This window comes from Candidatus Brocadiia bacterium (assembly GCA_041658285.1).
Classification (GTDB): Bacteria; Planctomycetota; MHYJ01; order JACQXL01; family JACQXL01; genus JBBAAP01.
Map to the genome: position 1 here is coordinate 206,587 of JBBAAP010000001.1, position 23,787 is coordinate 230,373.

A 23,787-nucleotide genomic window follows, 5' to 3' on the forward strand; every position below is an offset into this window, starting at 1 on the left:
ACTCCTTTTACATAAGTTCATAAAATAAATCCGTGCCCTTCGGAAATACTCAGAATAAATAATCTGTGGCTACTTGTTAATATAAATCCCCGCGCCGCGCCATTTGTCCAGGAACTCGTCCTTGGTCCAGTAGTTCGTGCCGCTGAGCGGGTCGGCAATAGTGACCTTGTCCCCGGCCACTTTCATCACCACCACCACGTGGTCTATGAACGGCGGCATCCATTTGACATCCACTATGCAGGGCACGCCCAGGCGCTGGAGCGTCTCCCAGGACATCTCGCGGATGTCGGTGGTCAGCCCCTTAGCCAAAGCCTTATAAGCCACGGCCCGGGTAAGCTGGACCATCTCGATGCCCAGCCGCTTGCGGGTGTGCGACAGGTAGGCCATCTCGGCTTCGGTCGCCTCGATGCCCCACCATTTCAGCAGGGTCACGGCGCTGGCCGCGCCGCAGGTGTAGCCGGTGGACTGCATACAGACTCCGTCCTTGGTGACCCGGAACGAGGCCGGCCTGATATCCTGGCCCGGATAAAGCCACTCCACCCGGTACAACCCGTAAATAAATACCAGCCCGGCAATGACGGCCAGTTCCATCGGGAGCCAGCGGGTATTCGCGCGCCTGATGGTAAACCCGAAAAACAACATAGCAAAAGGGATGAAGCTGACCACTTCGGCCAGCGGGTAGATAGCCAGCGGTATGAGCCGGTATTCATATTCCGGGTAATATCGGAAGACCAGGTAGAGCAGGATGACTATTTCTGACATCGCCGCCCCGGCCGTAGCCCAGCGGCTCTTGGACGGCCCGACATAGCGCCAGCCGATATAGAACCCGGCTACCGAGAGTATTATCAACAATATCAAATACAGGTATTCCATATCACCACCTCCAGTTATTCCTCTGGTAAAACTTGCTGTCCGACGCCTGGTTTATGATTAAGTCCGTCCTCATCTGCTCCGTTGAAAGATAGCCCTTAAATTTGGTGATATAATTACCGTAGAAGTTCCCAAGATGCAGCGCATTATTAGATGTTACTACCACCTTAGGCAAAGGGCTTTCTTCAAGCAATCCGGCAAACCGCATATCAAAACGGCTGTCAACTGATGATTTATGATGGTCTATGACATACAATAAGACCTCAGTTGATGAACCGACCGTAGCGGTAAGCTCCAAAGGATAAACCATTTCCTTGGTCCGGAACACCAGAACCAAAGGATTTGTCATCCCTTCAGGCGTGCGGTATTGATTACTGGCCAACGATTCCGCGTTTATCCGGGCGGTCACAAAACACCAGTTACTACGGATATAGTTATTAAACGCTGTTTCATCATCGGCCGTGAACTTGAACTTGTTCTCATTAAGCCAGGTGCTCAGCTCGGCCATATCAGCCGGTTTGATGACCTTGATGTCATAAATGCCTATCCGCTCGCTGGAAAGCTCATTAGCCGCCAGCTTGCCCGTAATTAGACTGGGTATAGCTATAGCCGCAATTATTACCAAAACAAGAACCAACAACAAAATAGGCGCAATAAGGTTGCCTTGTAACAAGGCCGGAGCGGGAATCTTTTTTATGGCGTAGATAATCCTAGCGGCAATTATGACCACCGGCAGACCAAGCACCAGCAAAACAATCATAATACCAAAGTAGACACCGAATTCAACAGTCCGGTCCTCGGTCTTGGCGCTCAGATCATAAAACAGATTATCAGCCACATCGCCTTCAATAGTGCCGATTCGAGGCCGTTCCGGCACAGGAATAACCCAGGCGAAATCTTTACCGTCGCCCTGGAACTTGGACTGGACAACCATAAGCTCATGACCGTTCTGGTAGGAAATAATCGCCCGCTGGTAAGGCAGGCTTGGCGGGACCCTGTCCCTGGCATAGAACTTGCCGTCAGCAATGCCCACCACCGGTATCAGCATAAGAAAGCATAAAATCAGTATGTTCTTCATAATCGCCTCCTTTTCAATGATTGCTATTTCACCAACACCCAGGATTTATTACCCGGCCCTTTTACCTTGGTCGGATCAATGCCGGGCCATTTTAATACTATTTTCCGGTCCTCATCAGTACCCGGATCGGTGGCATAAACTTTTCCGCTTTCATTGATGATGTAGACATCCTTGCCCGACATCGGATAGTGTTCGGGATATGCGGCAAAGGCGAATTTGTTGCTATTACCGGCCTTGACATTGTTATGACCGACTGGATTCTGGTTATAAAACACGCCGTCCTCATCAAGAGCTATGGCCCTAAAAACATAGCCATACTTGGAGGCCTTGCTGAATTTGGGCAATGACCAGTCTTCCATATCCATGCCGCCGGCATTATTAAGATTGAACGGATTAAGGACACCGCGGGCGTAAGGATTGTCGTCAGCCCGGGCGAATGAAGCATCAATCAGGTCGATTTTATTCTTGCCGTCCTTTTGGTAGAGCCGGTGTAAACATGAGATATCCAAGGTCCAGAAATCTTTGATGCCGTTGCCGTCAATGTCGTTTTGCTTCCAATAATCTTCGTGCACGGCCAAAGCCCTGAGCGCAGAAATGGCCGAACCGCCCCCTTCATAAAAACGATTACCCCTTTCGATTAAAGCAATGGCCAGGGAATAAGTTGAAAACCCTATAACCAAAACAAGCAAGATTATCATAAACTGACGTTTGCCCGATATGACAGAGCCCCCCTCATTAACAGCCATCATCTTTGACTTATTCAAGCTGACCAAAAACCCGAATACCAAAAGCATAAAAGCGGCAATGATGCTGAAAATGCCCCATTTCTGATTTGAATCCGGCAGGAAACCAGTAATTCTGTCAGTTATCAAAGTAAGGTTATCCCAGATGATACTAAAGCTATATCCTAACAGCGCATTGCCTATAAAAAACACGCTATAGGCTAAGTACACCTTCCTTTTGTATGCCCAATAGGAAGAAGCAAATACTACAGCAGTCATAATCAGGGCCAACCTGAGCGGCGACATGATAACGGGTATCTTGAATATCAGTTCCTTGGGGAATTCTATGCAAAATAAAATACTTGCGGTTATCAGCGCGTACTGAAACCAATGAACCTGATTGGCTGCCTTTAGACGTGGTTTGAGTTCAGGCAGGATAAAGGCAAATGATATTAGGAAAGTCACCAGGTAACAAAGATAGAACGGAGCGCTTGCTATCCAGGTGGCGGTGGCCAGGTGGATTAAAAGCAGGCACATAACAATCAGCGAGAAGGCCACTTGGGCCTTGCGGCAGAACTCGGCGAATGGCCGGTTAAGGTCTTCTTTACTCTCGGCGATGCCGATGAGCACAACCGGAATCAGGCCGGCTACGGACCAGACGATGAACATGAGCATGGTGCTGTCGTAAGCTTGCTTGATGCCATAGGAGATAAAGGCCGTGAATAAATAGAGATAAGCCAACCCCAACCCGATGAATCTGTAGAAAGCCTTGGGAAAATCTAGTTTCAGGTACCTGGCCACAAGCTGTATCTTTAAGGCGGCTAATCCTAAAATCATCAGATTGAATATAATCCCGGCCCAGATGCTGTAAAGATGGTATACAGAATTCATCAAGGTGGCATCAACCAAGAAAAACCCTTCTATCAGAAGCAGTACTGTCCCGTCACGAATGACATTCTTTTTAACTATGACATAGATAGCCGCAACAACCAAAAGCGCTTCGTAAGTATTTATAAGTGCAAAATAGATAATCAGGTCGGCCAGGCTTCTGGTAATCTGCTGGAACGGCTTAAGCGCCAGATAACACCCCAGTATCATAAACAACGCGCTCATCAGGTAAAACACGTTCTGCCTGATGAACAGATCTTTCAACCACTCCCAAAAGACACTTCTGTTCTCTTCCATACAACACCTCCTTTTATAGACCCCGCTCCGATGGGCTATCGGAGCGGGGCAATCATACGGTTATTTCTCCTTATTGGGTTTAACCAGTTTATTGAGTTTCTGGGTATCGGCGAAGACTTGGACAAAGCCGCATTTGGGGCAGGAACGCGCCTCGATATTGACGTTGCTTTCCAATAATGTAAAGAACTTGGTCTTGGCCGGCTTGAAATAGACCTTACCAGTACCGGCGATACTGCCGGGTATCAACACCGAATGCCCGCAGGCCACGCATCGGCTGCCGTACTTTTCGGCTTCCTTTTCGCCGGTGTGCTTGGTAATCATCAGATCCAGGTCTTCCTTGCGGAACCGGGTGGAATCGCCCACCTTGAAATAGGTCAGCTTGCCGTCCTTCATCCACCTGAATATTGTCTGCTCGCTGACATCCAGATACTCGCACGCCTCGCGGATGGAATACCAGTCCTTATTGGCCGGCGTCTCTTCCATGATCATACTCGTTCTCTTCTGGTCCATATCCACCTCCTATTAGTCTATTACTATTATTTACTTCCATCTACTTACAATATAGTGTTAAAAATGGATTTGTCAAGTAAAAAATAAGATTTCTGTGAAAGTTTTTCTAGGGTGAATTCAACCTTGATTTATATGCTTTTGGCGGCGGTGGTTGACAAACTATTTGACTACGACTCCAGGGCGACCAGGTTGCCGAAGGCCTGGGACGGCTTTTCGTGCTGGACCGTGCCTTTGTGCGAGGCAATGTTGAGCAGTATCCCAATGCCGACCATTGCGGCCAGCATCCCGGAACCGCCGAAGCTTATGAACGGCAACGAGATACCCTTTGTCGGTATGGCCCCGCTGACCACGGCAATGTTAAATAACGCCTGCACAGTGATGCTCAGGCCGATGCCCAATGCCGTGAGCGAGCCGAATAAATCGGGCGATTCTTTAGATACCTTGCGGCTGTACCACATCAGCCCCATAAAGAGCGCCAAGACCGCCAGCACTCCCAAGAACCCCAGCTCTTCCCCTATTATGGCCAGGATGAAGTCGGTGTGCTGTTGGGGCAGGAAGAACAGCTTCTGGTTGGATAGCCCGATGCCTACTCCGGTCAGGCCGCCGGCGCCCAAGCCAATGAGCGACTGGTGGACCTGGTAGCCCTTGCCGGCCACGTCGGCCTGGGGGTTGAGGAAGACCTTGAGCCGGTCCTGGACGTGCGGATAGAACTCTATGGCCGCGAACAGGGCGATGGACAGGCCGACCACGCCGATGGGTATCAACTGCCTGAGCCGGACACCGCCGATGACCATCAGGATGCCGCTGATTAATGTAACGAAAAATGCCGTGCCGATGTCGGGCTCGACCAGTATCAACAGCACGGTCAGGCCGACCACTCCGGCAATGGGCAGGAACCCTTTCTTCAATGACTTAACGTCCTGGGGATTCTTGTTGATGAACGAGGCGATGAACATTATGACCACCAGCTTGGCGAATTCGGACGGCTGGAAGCCGATGGGCCCGAACCTGAGCCAGCGGCTGGCTCCGCCGGCCTTGTGCCCGATGCCGGGTATCAATACGGCCACCAGCAATACCCAGGTGCCCAAGAGTAGCAACGGGCTGAGCCGGTCCCAGACGTGGTACGGCACGGCCCGGACTATGAACATAGCGATGATGGAGATGACTATCCAGATGAACTGGCGCTTGGCAAAGAAGTAGCCGTCGTGGATGGAGCGCGAACCTTCGGCCTGGAAGAAACTGCTGGAGTAAACCATGATGATACCAAAGGCAACTAACGCAAGTGTGATTAACAGGATTTTATGGTGGTTATTCAACATCTGTCTTTATTTAATGTTTTCTCTAAGCCTTGGTATAAGGTGCCGGTAACTCATTAACATTCGAACCGGCACTAATACCGAATGCGACTAACGAAAGTGTGATTAACAAGATTTTATGGTGGTTATTTAACATCCAATCCTTTAACACGAATGCACACTAATAAATTCGAATAATTCGTTTTGTTCGTGCTTATTCGTGTTTCAAATTTCAATTTTTAGTGTCGCCAGGGCGATGAGCGCGATGACGGCCGCGGTTATCCAGAACCTTAGGACTATTTTCGGCTCGCTCCAGCCGTTGAATTCGTAATGATGGTGCAGGGGCGCTATCTTGAATATGCGCTTGCCGGTGGTCCGGAATGAGAATACCTGGAGCAGCACCGAGAGCGCTTCCATAACGAATATGGCGCCGACCAGGAACAGCACCAGCTCCTGCTTGGAGGCCAGGGCCAGCATTCCCAGCGCGCCGCCCAGCGGCACGGCCCCGACGTTGCCCATAAATATCTCGGCCGGGAATCCGTTGAACCACAGGAACGCCAGGCACGAGCCGACCATAGCCGCGGCGAAGACGGTCAGTTCTCCGGCTCCGGGCACATAAGGCACGTTGAGATAGGCGGTATAGTCGAACCGGCCGGAGATGTAAACTATTATCAGGTAAGCCAGCCCGGCGATGAGCAGGCATCCGGTAACCAGCCCGTCCAGCCCGTCGGTCAGGTTGACGGCGTTAGAGCTGGCCACGATGACCAGCGCGGCGAATACCGGATAGAACATACCCAGTTCGAGGGTGGCCTTGAATATGGGGATATGCAGCTGGGTGCCGGACGGCAGGTATTTCTGGAAGTAGATGTAAAATCCGATGCCCACGGCCAGGCCGATGATGCCCTGGCCCAACAGCTTGAACGATTTGCTGACGCCGGATTTGGCCGAGCGCAGTTTTACCAGGTCGTCCCAGTAACCCAGCAATGCCAGCCCGAGCACGGCCAGGATTGTATTGATGACGAATATGTCGTCCAGCCGGGACAGGAGCACGGTCAGGAGCAGGAGTATCAATATGACCACCACCCCGCCCATAGTCGGGGTATCTGATTTATTGGCGTGCAGTTTCTTGAGCTGTTCGGAATCTTTCTTCTCGGTGTGTTCGGATATCTTGCGTTTCTTGAGGTAGCGGATAAGCCAGGGCATCAGGATGACGCAGAGCAGGAAGGCGCAGACGGCGGCGATACCGGCCCGAAAGGTGATATACCTGAACTGATGTATGAACGGCGAAATCAACTGGTTAAGCATAAGCCAAGTTATGAGTTACGAGTTACGAGTTAAATTCTCATAGCTCTGATAATATTTTCTCAAGCCCTATTGTCCGCGAGCCCTTGAGCAGGACGATATCTCCTTTTTGGACTATCCGGCCAAGCCAGTTAACGGCCTGGTTAACATCGTTGCAATAAACCCGGTACGCTGGCTTATTTTTGGGCAAGGCCTTGAGCGTCTCTTTAGTAGCCGCTCCGACGCAGACCAGGGCATCCAGCCCGGCCCTGATGATGTCGCGTGCCGCGGCCCGGTGGTATAGCCGGGTATAGCGGCCCAATTCGCGCATCTCGCCGAATACGAATATCCGGCGTCCGGCCTTTTCCTTAGCCAGCGCCTGCAACGCGCACGACACGGCGGTCGGGTTGGCGTTGTAGGCATCGTTGATGTAGGTGACTCCTTTCAGTATCCGGCGCTCCATGCGCATGGACGGCGCCTTGAACGAACCCAGCGCCCGGCAGGATTGGCTGATTGGAACTCCGACTGCCCGGGCGGCCGCGATGGCGGCCAGGGCGTTGTTGGCATTCCAGCCCCCTGCCATTGGTAACCGACAGGCGTAAACCCCGCGTTCACCCCTGGCTGCAACATTAAACTTAATGCCGTTACCGGCATCTTTAACGCCGGTAACTTGAACGATTCCTCCATCTTTGTTCAGACTGAATGCTTCTATTGTATTTTCGTCTTTCGGTATGAATTTCTTAATTAATTTGCTGTCGGCGTTGTAGAGCCCCACCCCGCCGGGAGCCAGGCATCCGAAGAGCGAGGCCTTTTCACGGGCGATGCCTTCGAGGCTCTTGAGTTCTTCCAGATGGGTCGGCGCGACATTGGTGATGACGGCCACATCAGGCCGGGCAATCCGGCCCAGATAGGCGATTTCGCCCGGGCGGTTGGTGCCGGCTTCTAGCACGGCGTAACGGTGGCGCGGCTCGAGCCCGAATATGGTCAGGGGCAGGCCGATATAGTTATTGAAACTCTTGGGCGAGCTGGCCGTCGGCCCTTGACGGGACAGGATATGGGCCAGCATCTCCTTGGTGGTGGTCTTGCCGTTACTGCCGGTGACGACGATGACCGGACAGCTGAACAGCGACCGGTAATAACCGGCCAGGTCGCCCAGCGCCTTGAGGGTATCGGTCACTTTGATGACTACCACCCCGGCCGGGACGGGTTTGACCGGACTCGAGACGACCAGCACGGCAGCGCCGCGCCGGACGGCTTGCCGGATGAAATTATGGCCGTCGAAGTTGGGGCCCTTGAGGGCGAAGAAAGCCGAACCTTTGACAGCGGTCCGGGTATCGGTGGAAATATGGCTGATGCGCCGGGCGGTCAGGTCCTTTTGCCCGGAGATGACCCGGCCGTTAACGGCCCCGAGTATTTCCGGTATGCTTAGCGGTATCATAATAATTTATCAGCTCAACAGCTCCATGGCCACCTGGCGGTCGTCAAAAGGCTTGACCACGTCCCTGAATATCTGGTAGGTCTCGTGCCCCTTGCCGGCCAGCAGGACCAGGTCGCCCGGCCGGGCCAGCTCGATGGCTTTCTTTATGGCCGAATAGCGGTCCGGCTCCACGAAGTATTCCTTTTTCCGGCCGATACCCTTCTGGATATCGGTGATAATCCGGTGCGGGTCCTCGGAGCGTGGGTTGTCCGAGGTAATCACGAAGGTATCGGCGTATTTGGCCACGACCTTGCCCATAAGCGGACGCTTGCCGCGGTCGCGGTCGCCACCGCAGCCGAAGACGACGATGACCCGGCCCCGGACCAGCGGCTTGACGGCGGCCAGGACGTTCTTCAGGGCGTCGTCGGTATGGGCGTAGTCGACCATAACGTGGAAACCACGTCCGGAGCTGAGCAGTTCCTGCCGTCCCCGGACAGATTTGACGGCGGCCACGCCCTGCCTGATATTTTCCAGCGGCACGCCGCAGGCAATGCCGACCGTAGCCGCGGCGATGATGTTATAGACGTTGTGCGGCCCGATGAGCGAGGTATCGATGTCGATGCTGCCGAAGGGCGTCATCAGCGTGAAGCTGGTGCCGTCCAGGGTCATCCGGTTAATCCGGGCCGATACCGCGGCGGACGGGCTTTTTATGCTGTACCAAAGTTTCTTGGCCCTGGTCAGCCGGGAGTAATAATTACTGGCTTTGTCTTCGTAGTTGAGGATGGCGGCTGACTGCTCGGACAGTCCCTTGAAAAGCAGGCCTTTGGCGGCCCGGTAGTTGGTGATGGTCTTGTGGTAATCAAGATGGTCGCGGGTCAGGTTGGTGAACAGTCCGATATGGAAATTGGTGCCCCTGACCCGCTGTTGTATGAGCGCGTGCGAGGACACCTCCATGACGGCATAATTAAGCCCGAACCGGACCATTTCGGCGAAGTATTTCTGCAGGTCGTACGATTCCGGGGTGGTATTGGGCGCGGGTATCTGGCGGTCGCCTATGAGATACTGGATGGTGCCGAGCAGGCCGACCTTTTCGCCCTTGGCCTCGAGTATGGATTTAATCAGGTAGGTGGTGGTGGTTTTGCCGTTGGTGCCGGTGACGCCGATGACCTTGAGCCGGGCCGAAGGGTTGCCGTAGAAATAAGAGCTGATGGAAGCCAGGGCGGCCCGGGGTGAACTGACTACTATCTGCGGCACCAGCGGGAAGAGGTTGGCCTTTTTGTGGGTAACCAGCGTAACGGCGCCGCGATGCAGGGCGTCGGCGATGAAGCGATAACCGTCCGTAGCCGCGCCCTTGATGGCCACGAACAGGTCGCCGCTTTTGACCTGGCGCGAGTCGTAGCTGATGCCGGTTATTTCCAGGTTCTGGAAATCGTGGAAACGGGCGTTAGGCAGAATCTGCTTGAGTTCTTTCAGTTCCATATAGGTAGAAGGTTATCGAGGCAACCGGTTATCCCGGACGCCGGCAACCGGCAAGTAGGACGACGGCACTTCCAGGTATTTAAGGGTCTTGTCTATGATTTTACCAACGTTCGGCGCGGCCACGGTGCCGCCGTAATAGGCGCCTTTGGGTTCGTCCACCACCATGACCACCAGGATGCGCGGGCTTTCCACCGGCGCATATGCGACGAACAGGCCGCGGTATTTGTTGTCGTACTTGCCGTTGGCATTGAGCTTCTTGCTGGTGCCGGTCTTGCCGGCCACGTTATATGATTTGAGTTTGGCCTCGGTGCCGGTGCCGGTCAGGACCACCTCGCGGAGCATAGATTCCACGTTGAGCCTGGTCTGGGCGGACGCAAATATCCGGCCGGTCTGGGCGGTATCGGTCAGCGGCACCCAGGCCTGGATGACATTTCCCTTGCGGTCGACAACACGCGATATGAGATGCGGGTTTACCAGGCGGCCGCCGTTGGCAAAGGCCGAGTAGGCTTTGGCCAGCTGGATGGAATTAACGCTAATTTCATAACCCATGGGCACGGAGGTGAGCGTATAGTTGCTCCACTTGCTGAGCGGCGTAATAAAACCGGCCTGCTCGCCGGCGAAGCCCAGCCCGCTTAACTGTCCGAACCCGAATTTTTTGATGTAAGGATATATTTTACCGGCGCCGGCGGCCAGCCCGATTTTGGCCATGCCAATATTGCTGGATTTGGCCAGGACATCCTTGAGGGACAACCGCCCGTAGGGCTTGTGGTCGGTGATGGTCCGCTTGCCGACCTTGTAGCGGCCGTTCTCACAGTTAAACGTGTCCGACATATGGATGACGTCATTTTCCAGCGCGGCCGTAAGCACGAACGGCTTGAATACCGAACCGGGTTCATAGACATCAGTGATGATGCGGTTGCGCTTAGTCTCGTTCGAATACTTTTGCTGGTTATTGGGGTCGAATGACGGGTAATTGGCCATAGCCAGTATTTCGCCGGTGTTGGGGTCGATGACCATACTGCCGGCCCAGGACGGCTTATATTTCTTGGCCACATCGGCCAGTGATTCTTCGACAATGCTCTGGATGACCGCGTCAACTGTAAGGCAGACATCATTGCCCGGTTGCGGCGGCTTTTCAACCAGTTCGATGGGTGTATAAGAATGCTGGCGGGCATCGCGCGGGATGTACTGATAACCGTTGACGCCTTTGAGCTGGTCGTTGCAGAACAGCTCGACGCCGCCCAGCGCCTGTTCATCAACGCCGCGGAAGCCGATAAGCTGTCCGGCCATCGCGCCGTTGGGATAAAACCTTTTATATTCCTTCCTAAACCCGACTCCGGCTAATTTAAGGGCTTTCAGTTTGGTCGAAGCGTCATCATCAATCCGGCGCTTTATCCAGATAAAAAGCTTCTTGCGCGCTACGGCATCGTTTATCTGCTTGGTAAGCTCAGTGTAATTAAGGCCTAAGACCTGGGCCAGTCTGCTAACGTCTTCGGGGTGTTCCTGTATCTTGCCCGGAACGGCATAGACCGAGTCGACTAGGCGTGACAGGGCCAGGACTTTGCCGTTGCGGTCCAGGATAGCGCCGGTTTCCGGCTGGGTTTCCGTCTTAGCATAGACCTGGCTTATTTGGGCGGCTTTGTATTTTGAGTGCCGGACTATCTGGATTAGGAAGAACTTAAATCCCAGAAATGCAAACACAAGTATAATCAAGCCGGCGATTACATTAGAACGCTTGATATATTGGTCAGTCATAAAATCCTGCTGGTTTATACAACCCTAGAGCATTACCTGGTTAATTTTGCCTGCACAACACCGCCGGGCATATGTATTTTGGTAATGCGATCTTTTATTTCGGTTATGTTGGAATCCCCGGCATAAATAAGTTTAAGCTTGGATAAATCCGCGGTTTTAGCCAGGCTTAACGGTGATTTGGTAGATGCCAGTTTGGTTTGGAGCGTGTGGTTCTCGGTGGTCAGGTTCTGCTTGAGCGAAGCAAAGCTGGAAATCTGGTAACCCAATCTAACAGTCTGGATTTGCTGCCATACGGTAATCAGGCCAAGGAGAGTGATAACTACTATCACCAGGATTAATCTCTGGACGTGCATATGCCATCTCTTTCTACCCTCCCTTTCCCTTCCAACTCTCAAATTCTCTCAACAACCCTTAACCTCGCGCTGCGTGAACGCGGATTTTCGTAGGATTCCTTTTCCGATGCCCAAACCGGTTTCTTGGTGATGGGCCGGTAAATACCCTCTGTCTTCCCGTTCCTAAACGACTCCTTTACCAATCGGTCTTCCAGGGAATGAAAGCTGATAATTCCTAATCGCCCCCCGGTATTAAGGTATTTCGGCACAATACCCAGGAAAACTTTAAGATTATTTAACTCTTGATTGACTTCTATCCGAAGCGCCTGGAAAACTCGGGTAGCCGGATGTATCCTAGCCCGCCCCCTGAAAGGCACGGACCTCTCGATAATTCCGGCCAGCTGTGTGGTGGTTTCAATCCTTCCTTTTTCCCTGGCTCTGGCGATATTCAAGGCGATTCTTTTGGCCCAGCGTTCCTCGCCGTATTCCCTGAATATATCGATAAGCTTATTCGGATGGTAGCCGTTGATGACCATTTCGGCGGTCAGGTCTGCTTTGGGGTTCATCCGCATGTCCAGCGGGCCGTCCGACTGGAAACTGAATCCGCGTTCGGGCCGGTCCAGCTGGTACGAAGAAACCCCAATATCAAGCAGAATTCCGTCAACTCCGGGTACCTTGAGCCGTCCCAGAATATCGCCTATATTAGAAAAGTTGTCACAGAACAAATCTACTGATTTTATTTCGTGGCCTTGTTCCAGAAATGATTTCAACCATTCCTGGGTATAAGCTATCGCCTCGCAATCCTGGTCGATTCCGATTAATCGGCCGTTGGGCTGAATCCGGGATAGTAGAGTTTTGAAATGCCCCCCGAAACCAACTGTTCCGTCGACAATCACCCCCCCGGGCTGCAGATTAAGAAGCTCCGCAACCTCGTTAAGTAATACTGGATTGTGTACCATTAATTAAACCTATAGGTTAAATATCCCGGCCGCACGGGAGAGCAAAGGAAACCTGCGGGAAACTTCCTTTTTCTTCTCCTCTTTCTCGGCCAGAAGCCTTACCAGGTAGTACACGTCTTCGCTCAAATCGACCTGCGCGAAATCAGACGAAAGCGTGTGCAGCTGTTCAAGTTTCTGGAACAACACAATAATATCTTTTTCTAAATGTTGTAATCTGGCGCGGATGGATTCTTCGGATAAATCCCTTATCTCCTCCAGTAGTTTATAAACTCTGTCAAATGATTCCCCCACAGCGACGCTCATATCGTCTCCTTTCTTCCACTTTTAGGTGGAAATTTTGTATACGTATTTTTCAAAAGTAGTTGACTGAGATTGGAGCCACTTATAAACATTGTCCCATTTAGCGGTATCCCAAACTTCTATCTTGCTGCCCGCTCCGACAATAACGATATCGCGTTTGAGCTCAGCAGTGTTAATCAGGCGCAGCGGTATCAGCACGCGCCATTGCTCATCTATCTTGCAGAACTCCGTATCGGCTGACACCTTGCGGAGATACCAGGCGGCTTCTTCACTCCTAAGAGCATTCTGCTCCAGAAGTTCCAGGTTCTTGGCCCAGACCGAGGCCGGATAAAGAACCAACAGATTGATATTGTTATTTTGGTAACTCTTGGTATCCAACGTGACATAAACGCCTTTGGTATCCGCTTCATTAGGGGTGAGCAAAGACGAGTGGCGTAACTTGGCAGGAATCACCAATCGCTTTTTAGCATCTAACGTATGATAGTGTTGACCAACAAACATCTTGAACTACCCCTTTTATTCCGCTCTTATCTATTTTTCTATATCTTACCTTTATACTCCCCTATGTGGGATATACCTCCACCCTATGGGATTTGACACCACTCTATTAACTAATATCGTCATGTCAAGTATTTCTCTTAAAATTTAGTAAATATTTTCCCCGGCATTTCCGAATACATAATATAGGAATAACATTATATGGTGTTATGAACCCAGGAAATACTATATGTAGTATTTATGCATAACCATAGTTTGCCCGGAAATATTCTCGTGGTTTTTCTTGACTTTTGGGGATTATTTTTTAATATTAGAATATGCTCAATATACAAAATTCAGTAAATACGCCAGTGACGTCGCAGGGGGCATTTATGTGCAGTGAAATAAAAAACATCGCCCAGGACTATTGCAGCGGTAAGTACCGCGAGTTGGAAAAAGACCTGGAGTCATTTATCAAGCAAAATAAAGAGGGAATCAAGAAATTTAAAACCTCTGTCCTGCCGGAATTAAGAATCCCCAATCTGACCGAGGAGCTGGCTATCAAAATGTACATAGTCAAAGCGAAATCTATCAACCACCTTACGGAGATCAAAACCGAGTTGGATGAGATAGAAAAGGAAATCTGGTATACCGGCGAGAAGAATAAGAAACCGGCTAACCGTGATGAGGTTGCCAAGGAATGGTGCAAGAAGCATGCTCCGGGCTGGCGCGACAGATGGGTTATGGCTGCCCTTTATGTATTTGAGCATAATAAGCAGCATTACCTTAAATTACTGGAATGAAGCCTATCCATGTCGACTATTCTCACCTTGATCCCCTGTCAATTACCATAAAAAAATCATCCCTTGAAGACTACCGGCTTGACGTGTATTTAACCAAACGCCTTCAAGAATATTCGCGCAACCTGATTCAATCCCTGATAAAGAAAAAGTTGATTACGATTAACAAGCGCCCGGCCAAATCAAGCCACCACCTGAATAACGGTGACATTATTGATATCCAGCTGCCCAAGTTAATAGAACCCCAGATGAAAGCGGAGAAAATTCCTTTGTCCATCATATACGAAGATGAGGAAATGCTTGCTATTAATAAACCGCCCAATATGGTGGTCCATCCTTCAGCCGGTCACTGGGAAGGCACTCTGGTCAACGCACTGCTCAACCACTGCGGCGTCCTGCCTGAAGTAACCCGTCGAGCAGGATTTTCGGACCCAAACATTTACCGCCCGGGAATTGTCCATCGGCTTGATAAAGATACCAGCGGCATTATAATCGCAGCAAAAACAGTCCAGGCGCATTTCAGAATCTCAAGCCAGTTCGAGAAAAGAACAATCCAGAAAGAATACCTGGCTCTGGTTGAGGGAAATATCAATTTTGATTCCGACATTATCGAAAAACCGCTCGGTCGCGACACTAAAGACTACAAGAAAATTGTGGTGAAGAAAAAAGGCGAGGGCAGAGAAGCTTTGTCTTATTACGAGGTCAGGGAAAGACTAATATCTTCCGACAAGCAAAGCTTTACGCTTGTCTCTGTTTTCCCCAAAACCGGACGCACCCACCAAATAAGGGTCCATTTAGCATCCATCAAACATCCGATAGTCTGTGACATTACATACGGCGGTAAAAAAGAACTGACGGTTGAAGGAAAGATTTTACTAAAGCGGCAGGCGCTTCATGCGCACAGGATTACTTTAGAACATCCTATCTCAAGAAAGCAAATGACTTTTACAGCGCCTCTGGCAGATGATATAAGCCAAGCCTTAAAAACCATTAAAAGCAGCCGTTAGATGCGGCTGTTTATCTGGGCGTATATCTACCTTTGACTTTTACCTGGGCTGGAGCATCGCCAGCTTGCATAGCCTTGGTCTTAATGCTCAAAATAGTTCCTCTAATCGCGTATTTCTTTGCAATAAGCATCAAGCCCTTCTGGACATACTGCTGGGGTGTCGTCCCGATTATCGGAACCAGCGTGCAACTGGTAACCAAACCAACATCCTTATCAACATCCAACACCATATCCCCAGGTTTTATAGCCCTGGCCCGTTCAGTCACAACCTTAAACCTGACTATCTGATGGGTAATCTGTTTCTCTTTAGTTAAGTATGCCGTTCGACCGACAAAGAAAGGTTTATGCCTTTTAACAAATGCCCCGTATCCAGCTTGTGTCGGCATGATGTTATGGTCGCCGTTGAGCTCGTGGCCGTAAAGCGGCAAACCAGCTTCTGTCCGAAGTGAATCTCGTGCAGCTAGACCACAGACCTTCAACCCAAATTCAGCGCCTTTTTCCAGCAACAAATTCCAGAATTTTACCGCATTCTCCGGTTTAACAAATATTTCATATCCTAAATTCTCACCGGTATAACCGGTACGGGCTACCAACGCCCAGAAACCACCTATTTCTATCTCAATGAAGTGTGATTTTTTCAGAGAGCCAAGTGATTTTAACATCTTGCTGGTCGAGTTTGTCCAAGCTTCCAGCATTATCTTCCGCAAGACAGCAAATGATTTCCTGCCCTGCAATGCTACATTAACCCAATCAGGCTTGCTGATTTCCACACTGCCCTCTATCCGGCACCCTAAATTATCACGGTCGATTATAACCTGGCGTTTATTAACGGCGTTAAGCCACTGGTATATTTTTTCAGCATTGGACGCATTAACAACCAAAAGATAATCTTTCGGCGCAAGGTAATAAACAATAACATCATCCATCACATCAGCATCAGGATTAAAAATATACGAGTAATGCGACTGTCCAGGCATTAGTTTCGGCACATAGTTGGTTGTTACCAAGTCAATGAATCTCATGGCATATGAACCGGTAATCCTGATCTTGCCCATATGAGAAACATCAAACAAACCGCAGGCGGTTCTGACATTAATATGTTCTTCACTTCCCCTGGTATACCAGAGAGGCATTGTCCAACCGGCAAAAGGCACCATAAAATTCGGCTTGGTAAGTTTAAGGTGCTCTTCATAAATGGCTGTTTTTCTAGAATCGCCATCGTAAGGAACAAACTTGAATTCCTTATCTACTGCCTTATACACAATCTTACCTAAGGTTAATGCTTTTTGCCCCAAGAAATATGGTTTAGACAAATCATTCTGCGCATCTATCACTTTAGCTGCGCTTATTTTAGCTTTAACCATTTTAACCACAACCGGTCCTTCAATTTTACGGTAAGGGTCAATTGGGTCGAATTTAATATATCCGTCTGAAAGTTTATCCAGATAATTAGCGACTTGATTGATATTTTTCGAAGGCTTTATCAGATAATCATCAGCATTAATTACTTTCAGGAGCACTTTATCAATGACTTTGCCGCTATAATCCATTAATGATGTCCTGATAACCTGCCCAATTTCAAACTCATACATATTAATAGGCACCAGCGATTGAATAAATGCCTCAGAACGTTCTCCCTGAATCGCTATAGCGTCAGAACCTTCTTGCTTAACCGGCTTTACTTTTAGAAGCCTGTTAACCTCCTGACGCGTTTCATCCATTATTTTCTGGTCAATCTTTCCCCGGACAATTTCACCGCTGTGGCTGATAACTTTGAATGTTTGAATATTAATCAACACTCGGTAAACCATTTTAGCGATAGTTTCCATTTCCTTTTTACCGAACCCAAGCTGTGAAAGAACCGTCGTTCCAAACCTAACGCCACGAGGCCTGGTACCGGTTTCATCGCCCGGGAGAGCGTTTTTATTACAGGTAATCCCACAAAGATCCAAAATGTTTGATGCCACATCGCCCCTGAGCGGAATGCCTGATTCCGTTTTAATACTATCCAGGTCTATTAAGCACAGGTGAGAATCAGTTCCGCCATAAGCAAGTTTTAATCCCAACTTTTCAAATGTTTTTGATAATACCTGGCAATTATCATAAATTCGTTGTTGCAATTGTTTAAATTCCGGCATTGAGGCTATTTTAAAGCTAACCGCTTTAGCGGCAATATTATTCATATGCGGACCACCCTGTTCCCCTGGAAACACACCAAAATCAATCCGGCGGGCCACTTCTTCATTAGTAGAGATAATAATAGCCCCGCGCGGACCGCAAAGTGTTTTATGTGTAGTTAGGGTAGAAACATCTGCTAACCCCACCGGATTAGGAAAGAGTCCGGCCACGACAAGCCCAGAAGGATGAGATATGTCGGCCATCAGGACTGCACCTTGCCTGTTCAGTCCTTCGACCTGCACCGGCACTTTATGTGCGATTTCGGATAACCTTTTCCAATCAATACTCCAGGGATATGCGCTTGCGCCGGCAATAATAATCTTGGGTTTATGCTCCAAAGCCAAGCTTTCGATCTGGTTGTAATCAAGCTTCCCTGTATTAAGATCAACCGTATACGGAACAACTTTGTACTGACGCCCCGAACGATTAAAAGGGCTTCCATGAGTTAGATGGCCTCCGTATGAAAGTGACATCCCCATAATCGTGTCACCCGGCACGACAAATGCATTATATACCGCATTATTTGCCGCGGCACCAGAAAGTGATTGAACATTAACAAATATTTCGTCAACTGAAGCATTCGGATTAGCAAATATTTCTGCAGCCCGGCGCTGGGCAAGAACTTCAACAAAATTGCTAAATTCCGCGCCTTTATAAAACCTTCGATCCCCATATCTCCGATGGAATGATAAATACCGCGCCGGCTCCTTTTCTACTTGATTGCGTTCATCCTGCGCCATCCTCAAAGAAGGATATCCTTCAGCATACTTATTTGTGAATACCATGGTCAAAGCCTCGCGTACCGGCTTGGGGCAAAGACTTTCTGATGCAATCATCAAAAGGCTACTAGATTGCCTGCCCTCTTCACACTTTGCAAAAAATTGTATATCCGGATCAAGCTTACCAAGGCCACTGTCGAATAAAAAAGATGATTGTTTTTTCATGTTATTCTCCTTTATGCTAAAGCCAGCTGATTAATCAATCTGTTTAAATCATCAAGCATAATTTTTAACTTCTCACCTTTAGGTGTCAAGAGAATTACTTTAAAAAATAAATCTCATGCTATTCTCATGCACACACCAAAAAAATAGTTACTAATTTGCTTTTAAAATAAATGATTTTATTGCCTATTATTAAAAGCAAAATTATTCAATAGCGAAATAATTACTGCAAAAATAGTTGCGATTACATTAAAATAATGACTGATAGATAAATATGAAGCTGGCGAAAGAAATACTAGATGTTATAAGGAAAAACAAACGGTTTTTAATAACCACCCACGCGCGTTGCGACGGGGATGCCTTAGGCTCAGAGCTTGCATTAGCCCAAATGCTCCGCCTAATGAAAAAATCGGCCAGCATAATCAATACCGGGGGCACCCCTAAAGAATTACTGTTCATGCCTTGGGTAAAAAAAGTCCGCCAATTTAAACCAGGAACTAAATTAAACTCTAATTATGATGTTATCATTGTCCTAGATTCAGGGGGATTAGACAGACTTGAAGAATTGGCAGAACCTATAAAAGAACTCATCCGCAAGGGCACGATTGTCATCAATATCGACCATCACCAGGAAAACGATCTTTTTGGCGACATTAACTGGACTGATCCTTCACGCGCCGCATCGGGAGAAATCGTTTACCAAATTATTTTAGCTTCAGGGGTTAAAATCGACAAGAATATGGCCACTAACATTTACGTTTCTCTCGATACTGATACCGGCCATTTTGTATTTTCGTCAACTACCCCAGAAAGCCATTATATAGCCGGGGAAATGATAAAAAAGGGTATAGACCTTTCCTATATTTTTAACAGCATGCATGCTAATAAAAGCATCCCTGGAACGCGTCTTTATATAGATTGCCTCGAACGCATAAAACTAGATTTTAATAACCAAATTGCATGGTCTGTCTTAACCCGACAGATGTATAAAAAATTCAAAACCGAACCGGCCGACTCACAAGAGTACTTGTCCGTTTTAAGAGCAATTAAAGATGTCAAGGTTGCATTACTTTTTAGAGAAAGCCATGATAATCCCTTAAAAATAAAGCTTAGTGTGCGTGCGAAACCTCCAATAAATGCTGATAGATTAATGGCTCATTTCGGCGGTGGAGGCCACAATAGAGCCGCTGGAGCAACATTAAAACCACCTATGGATAAGGCCATTAAAAAAGTAATTGAATATATAAAGGGTGTGTTAAAAAATAAGACAAGATGAGATTCACCCCTCCTGTCAAAACATAATCATTGACTATGTCGTTGCCGGAGGTATAGTTGGCTCATCCTTGGTTTGAGGTTTATCTTCCTCTTCGTTCATCCCTTTTTTAAATTCTTTCACTGACTTACCTAATCCCCGGGCCAGCGAGGGGAGCTTACTAGCGCCAAAAAGAAAAACTAGAATCAAAAAAATAATAAGCAATTCTTGAGCCCCGATATTATTAAGCATATTAACATCTCCTTTTGATGCATTTATAGACTTTATCAAAACATTGTCAATAAAAAAACTACATATAGATTGACAAAGCATCTCTTTCTAAGTAATTAGTTTATCTAATGAAGGAGTTCCTATGAAAATTCTTGTCACGGGCGGCTGCGGATTCATCGGTTCCAACTTTATCCATTTCATGCTTAATAAGTATAAAGACGTCTCCATCACCAATTTAGACCTCTTGACTTATGCTGGTAATTTAGAAAACCTGAAAGATATAAAAAAATCTAGCCGCTATAGATTTATCAAGGGTAATATTACTGACGGCAAAATAGTCAATAAGATACTAGCCGGCGGGATAGATGTGATAATAAATTTCGCGGCCGAATCCCATGTCGACCGCAGCTTGTACCATCCGGCCGTTTTCTTAAACACCAATATTTTAGGCACCCAGGTACTCATTGAAGCCGCACGCCAGTTCAAAATAAAACGGTATATCCAAATTTCCACTGATGAGGTCTACGGTTCGCTTAAGAAAAAAGATAAACCTTTTACCGAAAAATCCCCGCTAGACGCAAGCAGTACTTATTCGGCCAGCAAAGCCAGCGCCGACCTGCTGGTCAAAGCCTACGAAAAAACATTCGGATATGCCGCCATAATCACCCGCGGCACGAATAACTATGGCCCTTACCAATTTCCGGAAAAAGTCATTCCTCTCTTTATCTCTAACACATTAGAAAACAAGCAACTGCCCCTTTACGGAGACGGAAAAAATATCCGCGATTGGCTTTACGTTGAAGACCATTGCCGGGCAATCGATTGTGTCATGCGCCACGGCAAATTAGGCGAAATCTACAATATCGCGGGGCAATCGGGAAAAACCAACTTGGAAGTAACCAAAACCATCCTCCAGGCATTAAAAAAGCCAGAATCACTGATAACCTTTATCAAGGACAGGCCCGGCCATGACCGCCGTTATGCCCTTGATATCTCAAAGATAAAAAAACAACTGGGCTGGCAACCAAAATACAGGTTTGAAGATGGCATTAGGCAAACTATTAATTGGTACCTTAAGAATAAAGACTGGTGGAAACGAATTAAAACAGGCGAATATCTTAAATTCTATAAAGTGCATTACGGCAAACCATAGAAAAGGAATACTTATGAAAAAAATAATTATCCCCATTATTTCAATCACCTTTGTGGGATTATTTATAACAGGCATATCATGCTCAACTAATACTCATAAGGAAGTGCACGAAAATGCGACAGAAAAAATCATTAGCGATATCAATACTTATCAAAAAGAAGTCGAACTCATCAGAGGAAAACAATTCAAATCAACCATACCTACGGCCGTCCAATCTATGAGCGATTTTCGTAATTTCGTCAAGAATGACTTGGATAAAGAACTCCCCCCGGCCAAAGCCCAAATAACCCAAATGGCCATGATAAAACTGGGACTTCTCCCAGAAGGATACGACTTGAGAAAAGGATTCGAAAACCTGCTATTAACTCAGGCCGGCGCTTACTACGACCCCAGAACTAAATCTATTTATTTACTTAAGGTTGACGCCTTTCCTCCCGAACAGCTCAAAAGTAATCTGATACATGAACTTTGCCATGCCTTGCAAGACCAATCTTTTAATCTGGCTGATATGAACAAAAACGCCTCAGCCTCGGAAGACTCCGCCACGGCAATCCGATATCTTTATGAAGGGGAAGCGACTTATGTCATGACTATGTACAGCCTTAAACCGATGATGGGCGGGCAAGAAATAAGCGCAAACAATCCTGTTATCGCCCAAATATTCAGCCGTATGAAATTCATGACCAGGGATATGCTTTTAAATCAAGCTGAATCACAGATGTTACCCCTGGCCGAAAAATACCCGGAAATGAAAACGGCTCTGGAAGGGTTAAAAAGTGCCCCTATACATCTTTTCTGGTATCTCAATGCGCCTTACATCCACGGACTGTCCAGTATAAGCGATATGCTGGTTTACGATATCCCCAAACAAGATAAAAATTACCAGGGCGGCTGGCAAAATATTGATATAGCCTACCAAAAACCGCCCGTTTCCACAGAACAAATCATGCATCCGCGAAAATTATTGATTGAACGGGATGAGCCGACTGTAATAAACCAGCCAGCATTACCCCCTCAAATAGAAATATCATTTTCTGATGTTTTAGGTGAGTTCGGGTTTTGGACGCTTTTCAGCACCTTCGAAATACCCAGCTTAAGAGAAGCCGCTGAAGGATGGGATGGCGATAAATATTTCCTCTTAAAAAATATCAAGACCAATAAATACAGTCTGTATCTTTCGACCGTATGGGACAGCAATGCCGATGCCACAGAATCTTTCAAAGCTTATCAATCCGTTATTGAAAAGAAGTATTCAGGATGGCAAAAAGACAAGAATTCGACAAAGACTTCAATCACCTGGATAAGTCCTAACGGAAAATCGACCGTATTCATTTCGATCGAAAACACCAAATGGATTTCAATAGAAGACGTCCCTTCTGACGAATTAGAACTATGGAAAAATCTCCTCAAGAAGAACTAAAGGACATCGATAAGCTTTTTAGCTCTTTAGCTAAAAACAAAGGCTCTGACCTCCATCTCAAGGTCGGAGCTAAAGTTATATTTCGGGTTACCACTGTCTTGCATGAAGTTGGAAATAAAGTCCTTTCCGCAACAGATATTAAAAGAATTATTTACGAAATAATGACCGATTCCCAGAAAAATATTTTTGAGCACAATCTCAATCTTGATTTTGCTTATGATCTCGAGGGAGTTGGTCGATTCAGGATAAACATCTACCAAGAACGCGGTAATGTAGCAGTAGCCGCGCGCCGTGTTAACACAGGAATACCATCTTTAAATGACCTGCACTTACCGCCAGTTATACAAGAAATAGCGTCCTTAAAAGAAGGCTTGATTATTGTATCAGGACCAACCTCATCAGGAAAATCTACCACTTTAGCCTCAATGATTCAATACATTAATGAAAATAGGAAGTGCCATATAATTACGATTGAAGACCCTATTGAATATTTATTTAAAGATAATAAATCATTTATTAACCAACGTGAAATCGGTATAGACGTAGCATCCTTTGAAGACGCTTTAAAATATGTAGTCCGCCAAAACCCGGATGTCATACTCATTGGCGAAATACGTGATAGTAAAAGCGTAGAAGCTGCATTGATGGCTGCAGAAACTGGACATTTAGTACTAGGAACAATACATGCTTCTAATGCAGCCCAAACAATTTCCCGTATTATCGATTTATTCCCTCAAGAAAGAAGCAATCTTATTCGCCAAAGCATAACCCTAAATCTCAAATCAATCATATGTCAGCGTTTACTACCTTCGTCTAAAAAAGAAATTCGCATTGTCCCTATGGCAGAAGTATTGGTTGTTAATCCAACCATTCAAAAACTTATCCAAACCAAAGAAGATAAATTAATCCTTGAAATTATGCGCGGCTCTAAAAATGAGGGTATGCAAGATTTTAATATATCACTTCATAATCTAATAAAAAACAATCTTATTACTGATGAAAATGCCTTAAAATTCTCGCATAATCCCGATCAACTTAAAATGCTCCTCAAAGGTATTTCCCTAACTGATGAGCATAAAATACTCGGGTGATTCCATTCTATCATACCCCTTAAGTTATCATCCTAAAAATCCGATATATTAATTA

The 23,787-nt window shown here is 47.4% G+C and carries 21 protein-coding genes; 6 read left to right on the forward strand and 15 right to left on the reverse strand.

All coding sequences use genetic code 11. The features are described from left to right. Positions 1–69 precede the first annotated feature (69 nt). From WC980_00870 to WC980_00930, 13 genes are all read right to left on the reverse strand, one after another. On the reverse strand, positions 70–873 hold the full coding sequence (locus tag WC980_00870) for a cysteine peptidase family C39 domain-containing protein (GenBank protein MFA5793610.1): 804 nt from the start codon (positions 871–873) through the stop codon (positions 70–72). 1 nt (position 874) lies between these two features. Next, positions 875–1,948 carry a DUF2330 domain-containing protein gene (locus tag WC980_00875; GenBank protein ID MFA5793611.1) on the reverse strand — a complete coding sequence of 358 codons (1,074 nt, stop codon included), beginning with the start codon at positions 1,946–1,948 and terminating at the stop codon, positions 875–877. A 23-nt stretch (positions 1,949–1,971) separates the two neighbouring features. Next, positions 1,972–3,855, reverse strand: a complete 1,884-nt coding sequence (locus WC980_00880) for a hypothetical protein (GenBank protein MFA5793612.1) — start codon at positions 3,853–3,855, stop codon at positions 1,972–1,974. 60 nt (positions 3,856–3,915) lie between these two features. Continuing rightward, positions 3,916–4,365 carry a helix-turn-helix domain-containing protein gene (locus WC980_00885; GenBank protein ID MFA5793613.1) on the reverse strand — a complete coding sequence of 150 codons (450 nt, stop codon included), beginning with the start codon at positions 4,363–4,365 and terminating at the stop codon, positions 3,916–3,918. Between the two features lie 167 nt (positions 4,366–4,532). After that, positions 4,533–5,684: a putative lipid II flippase FtsW gene (gene ftsW / locus WC980_00890; GenBank protein MFA5793614.1), complete on the reverse strand. Its 1,152-nt coding sequence runs from the start codon at positions 5,682–5,684 to the stop codon at positions 4,533–4,535. A 201-nt stretch (positions 5,685–5,885) separates the two neighbouring features. Beyond that, complete coding sequence (gene mraY / locus WC980_00895; protein MFA5793615.1) at positions 5,886–6,965, reverse strand: phospho-N-acetylmuramoyl-pentapeptide-transferase; 1,080 nt, start codon at positions 6,963–6,965, stop codon at positions 5,886–5,888. 37 nt (positions 6,966–7,002) lie between these two features. Further along, on the reverse strand, positions 7,003–8,379 hold the full coding sequence (gene murF / locus WC980_00900) for a UDP-N-acetylmuramoyl-tripeptide--D-alanyl-D-alanine ligase (GenBank protein ID MFA5793616.1): 1,377 nt from the start codon (positions 8,377–8,379) through the stop codon (positions 7,003–7,005). 9 nt (positions 8,380–8,388) lie between these two features. Beyond that, entirely contained in the window at positions 8,389–9,837 is a 1,449-nt protein-coding gene (locus tag WC980_00905; protein MFA5793617.1) for a UDP-N-acetylmuramoyl-L-alanyl-D-glutamate--2,6-diaminopimelate ligase, read from the reverse strand. Positions 9,838–9,849: 12 nt separating this feature from the next. After that, positions 9,850–11,592 carry a penicillin-binding protein 2 gene (locus WC980_00910; protein ID MFA5793618.1) on the reverse strand — a complete coding sequence of 581 codons (1,743 nt, stop codon included), beginning with the start codon at positions 11,590–11,592 and terminating at the stop codon, positions 9,850–9,852. Between the two features lie 32 nt (positions 11,593–11,624). Further along, on the reverse strand, positions 11,625–11,945 hold the full coding sequence (locus WC980_00915) for a hypothetical protein (protein MFA5793619.1): 321 nt from the start codon (positions 11,943–11,945) through the stop codon (positions 11,625–11,627). 38 nt (positions 11,946–11,983) lie between these two features. Then, on the reverse strand, positions 11,984–12,883 hold the full coding sequence (rsmH, locus tag WC980_00920) for a 16S rRNA (cytosine(1402)-N(4))-methyltransferase RsmH (protein MFA5793620.1): 900 nt from the start codon (positions 12,881–12,883) through the stop codon (positions 11,984–11,986). 9 nt (positions 12,884–12,892) lie between these two features. After that, complete coding sequence (locus WC980_00925; protein ID MFA5793621.1) at positions 12,893–13,186, reverse strand: hypothetical protein; 294 nt, start codon at positions 13,184–13,186, stop codon at positions 12,893–12,895. Positions 13,187–13,207: 21 nt separating this feature from the next. After that, entirely contained in the window at positions 13,208–13,684 is a 477-nt protein-coding gene (locus tag WC980_00930; GenBank protein ID MFA5793622.1) for a hypothetical protein, read from the reverse strand. Positions 13,685–13,998: 314 nt separating this feature from the next. Here WC980_00930 and WC980_00935 point away from each other — a divergent pair, with 314 nt between their 5' ends. Next, the gene (locus WC980_00935) at positions 13,999–14,463 is read left to right on the forward strand and encodes a hypothetical protein (GenBank protein MFA5793623.1); all 465 of its coding nucleotides are present in this window, start codon (positions 13,999–14,001) and stop codon (positions 14,461–14,463) included. After that, entirely contained in the window at positions 14,460–15,467 is a 1,008-nt protein-coding gene (locus WC980_00940; protein MFA5793624.1) for an RluA family pseudouridine synthase, read from the forward strand. Before WC980_00935 ends, WC980_00940 begins: the two co-directional genes overlap by 4 nt. Positions 15,468–15,477: 10 nt before the next feature. On the opposite strand, the gene gcvT is transcribed toward WC980_00940, so the two are convergent. After that, positions 15,478–18,588: a glycine cleavage system aminomethyltransferase GcvT gene (gene gcvT, locus WC980_00945; protein MFA5793625.1), complete on the reverse strand. Its 3,111-nt coding sequence runs from the start codon at positions 18,586–18,588 to the stop codon at positions 15,478–15,480. Between the two features lie 271 nt (positions 18,589–18,859). Between gcvT and WC980_00950 the strand changes: the two genes are divergently transcribed. Beyond that, positions 18,860–19,861 (forward strand): bifunctional oligoribonuclease/PAP phosphatase NrnA, encoded by a 1,002-nt coding sequence (locus WC980_00950; protein ID MFA5793626.1) that lies wholly within the window; start codon positions 18,860–18,862, stop codon positions 19,859–19,861. 33 nt (positions 19,862–19,894) lie between these two features. Here WC980_00950 and WC980_00955 read toward each other — a convergent pair whose 3' ends face one another. Then, positions 19,895–20,089 carry a twin-arginine translocase TatA/TatE family subunit gene (locus tag WC980_00955; GenBank protein MFA5793627.1) on the reverse strand — a complete coding sequence of 65 codons (195 nt, stop codon included), beginning with the start codon at positions 20,087–20,089 and terminating at the stop codon, positions 19,895–19,897. A gap of 121 nt (positions 20,090–20,210) precedes the next feature. Between WC980_00955 and rfbB the strand changes: the two genes are divergently transcribed. From rfbB to WC980_00970, 3 genes are read left to right on the forward strand one after another with little or no spacing between them, the layout of a single operon-like run. Continuing rightward, complete coding sequence (gene rfbB, locus WC980_00960) at positions 20,211–21,221, forward strand: dTDP-glucose 4,6-dehydratase (GenBank protein ID MFA5793628.1); 1,011 nt, start codon at positions 20,211–20,213, stop codon at positions 21,219–21,221. A gap of 13 nt (positions 21,222–21,234) precedes the next feature. Continuing rightward, a complete protein-coding gene (locus WC980_00965) occupies positions 21,235–22,641 on the forward strand; it encodes a hypothetical protein (protein ID MFA5793629.1) in 1,407 nt (468 codons plus the stop codon). Next, on the forward strand, positions 22,614–23,732 hold the full coding sequence (locus WC980_00970) for a PilT/PilU family type 4a pilus ATPase (protein ID MFA5793630.1): 1,119 nt from the start codon (positions 22,614–22,616) through the stop codon (positions 23,730–23,732). The genes WC980_00965 and WC980_00970 overlap by 28 nt, the downstream gene beginning before the upstream one ends. The last annotated feature ends 55 nt before the right edge of the window (positions 23,733–23,787 follow it).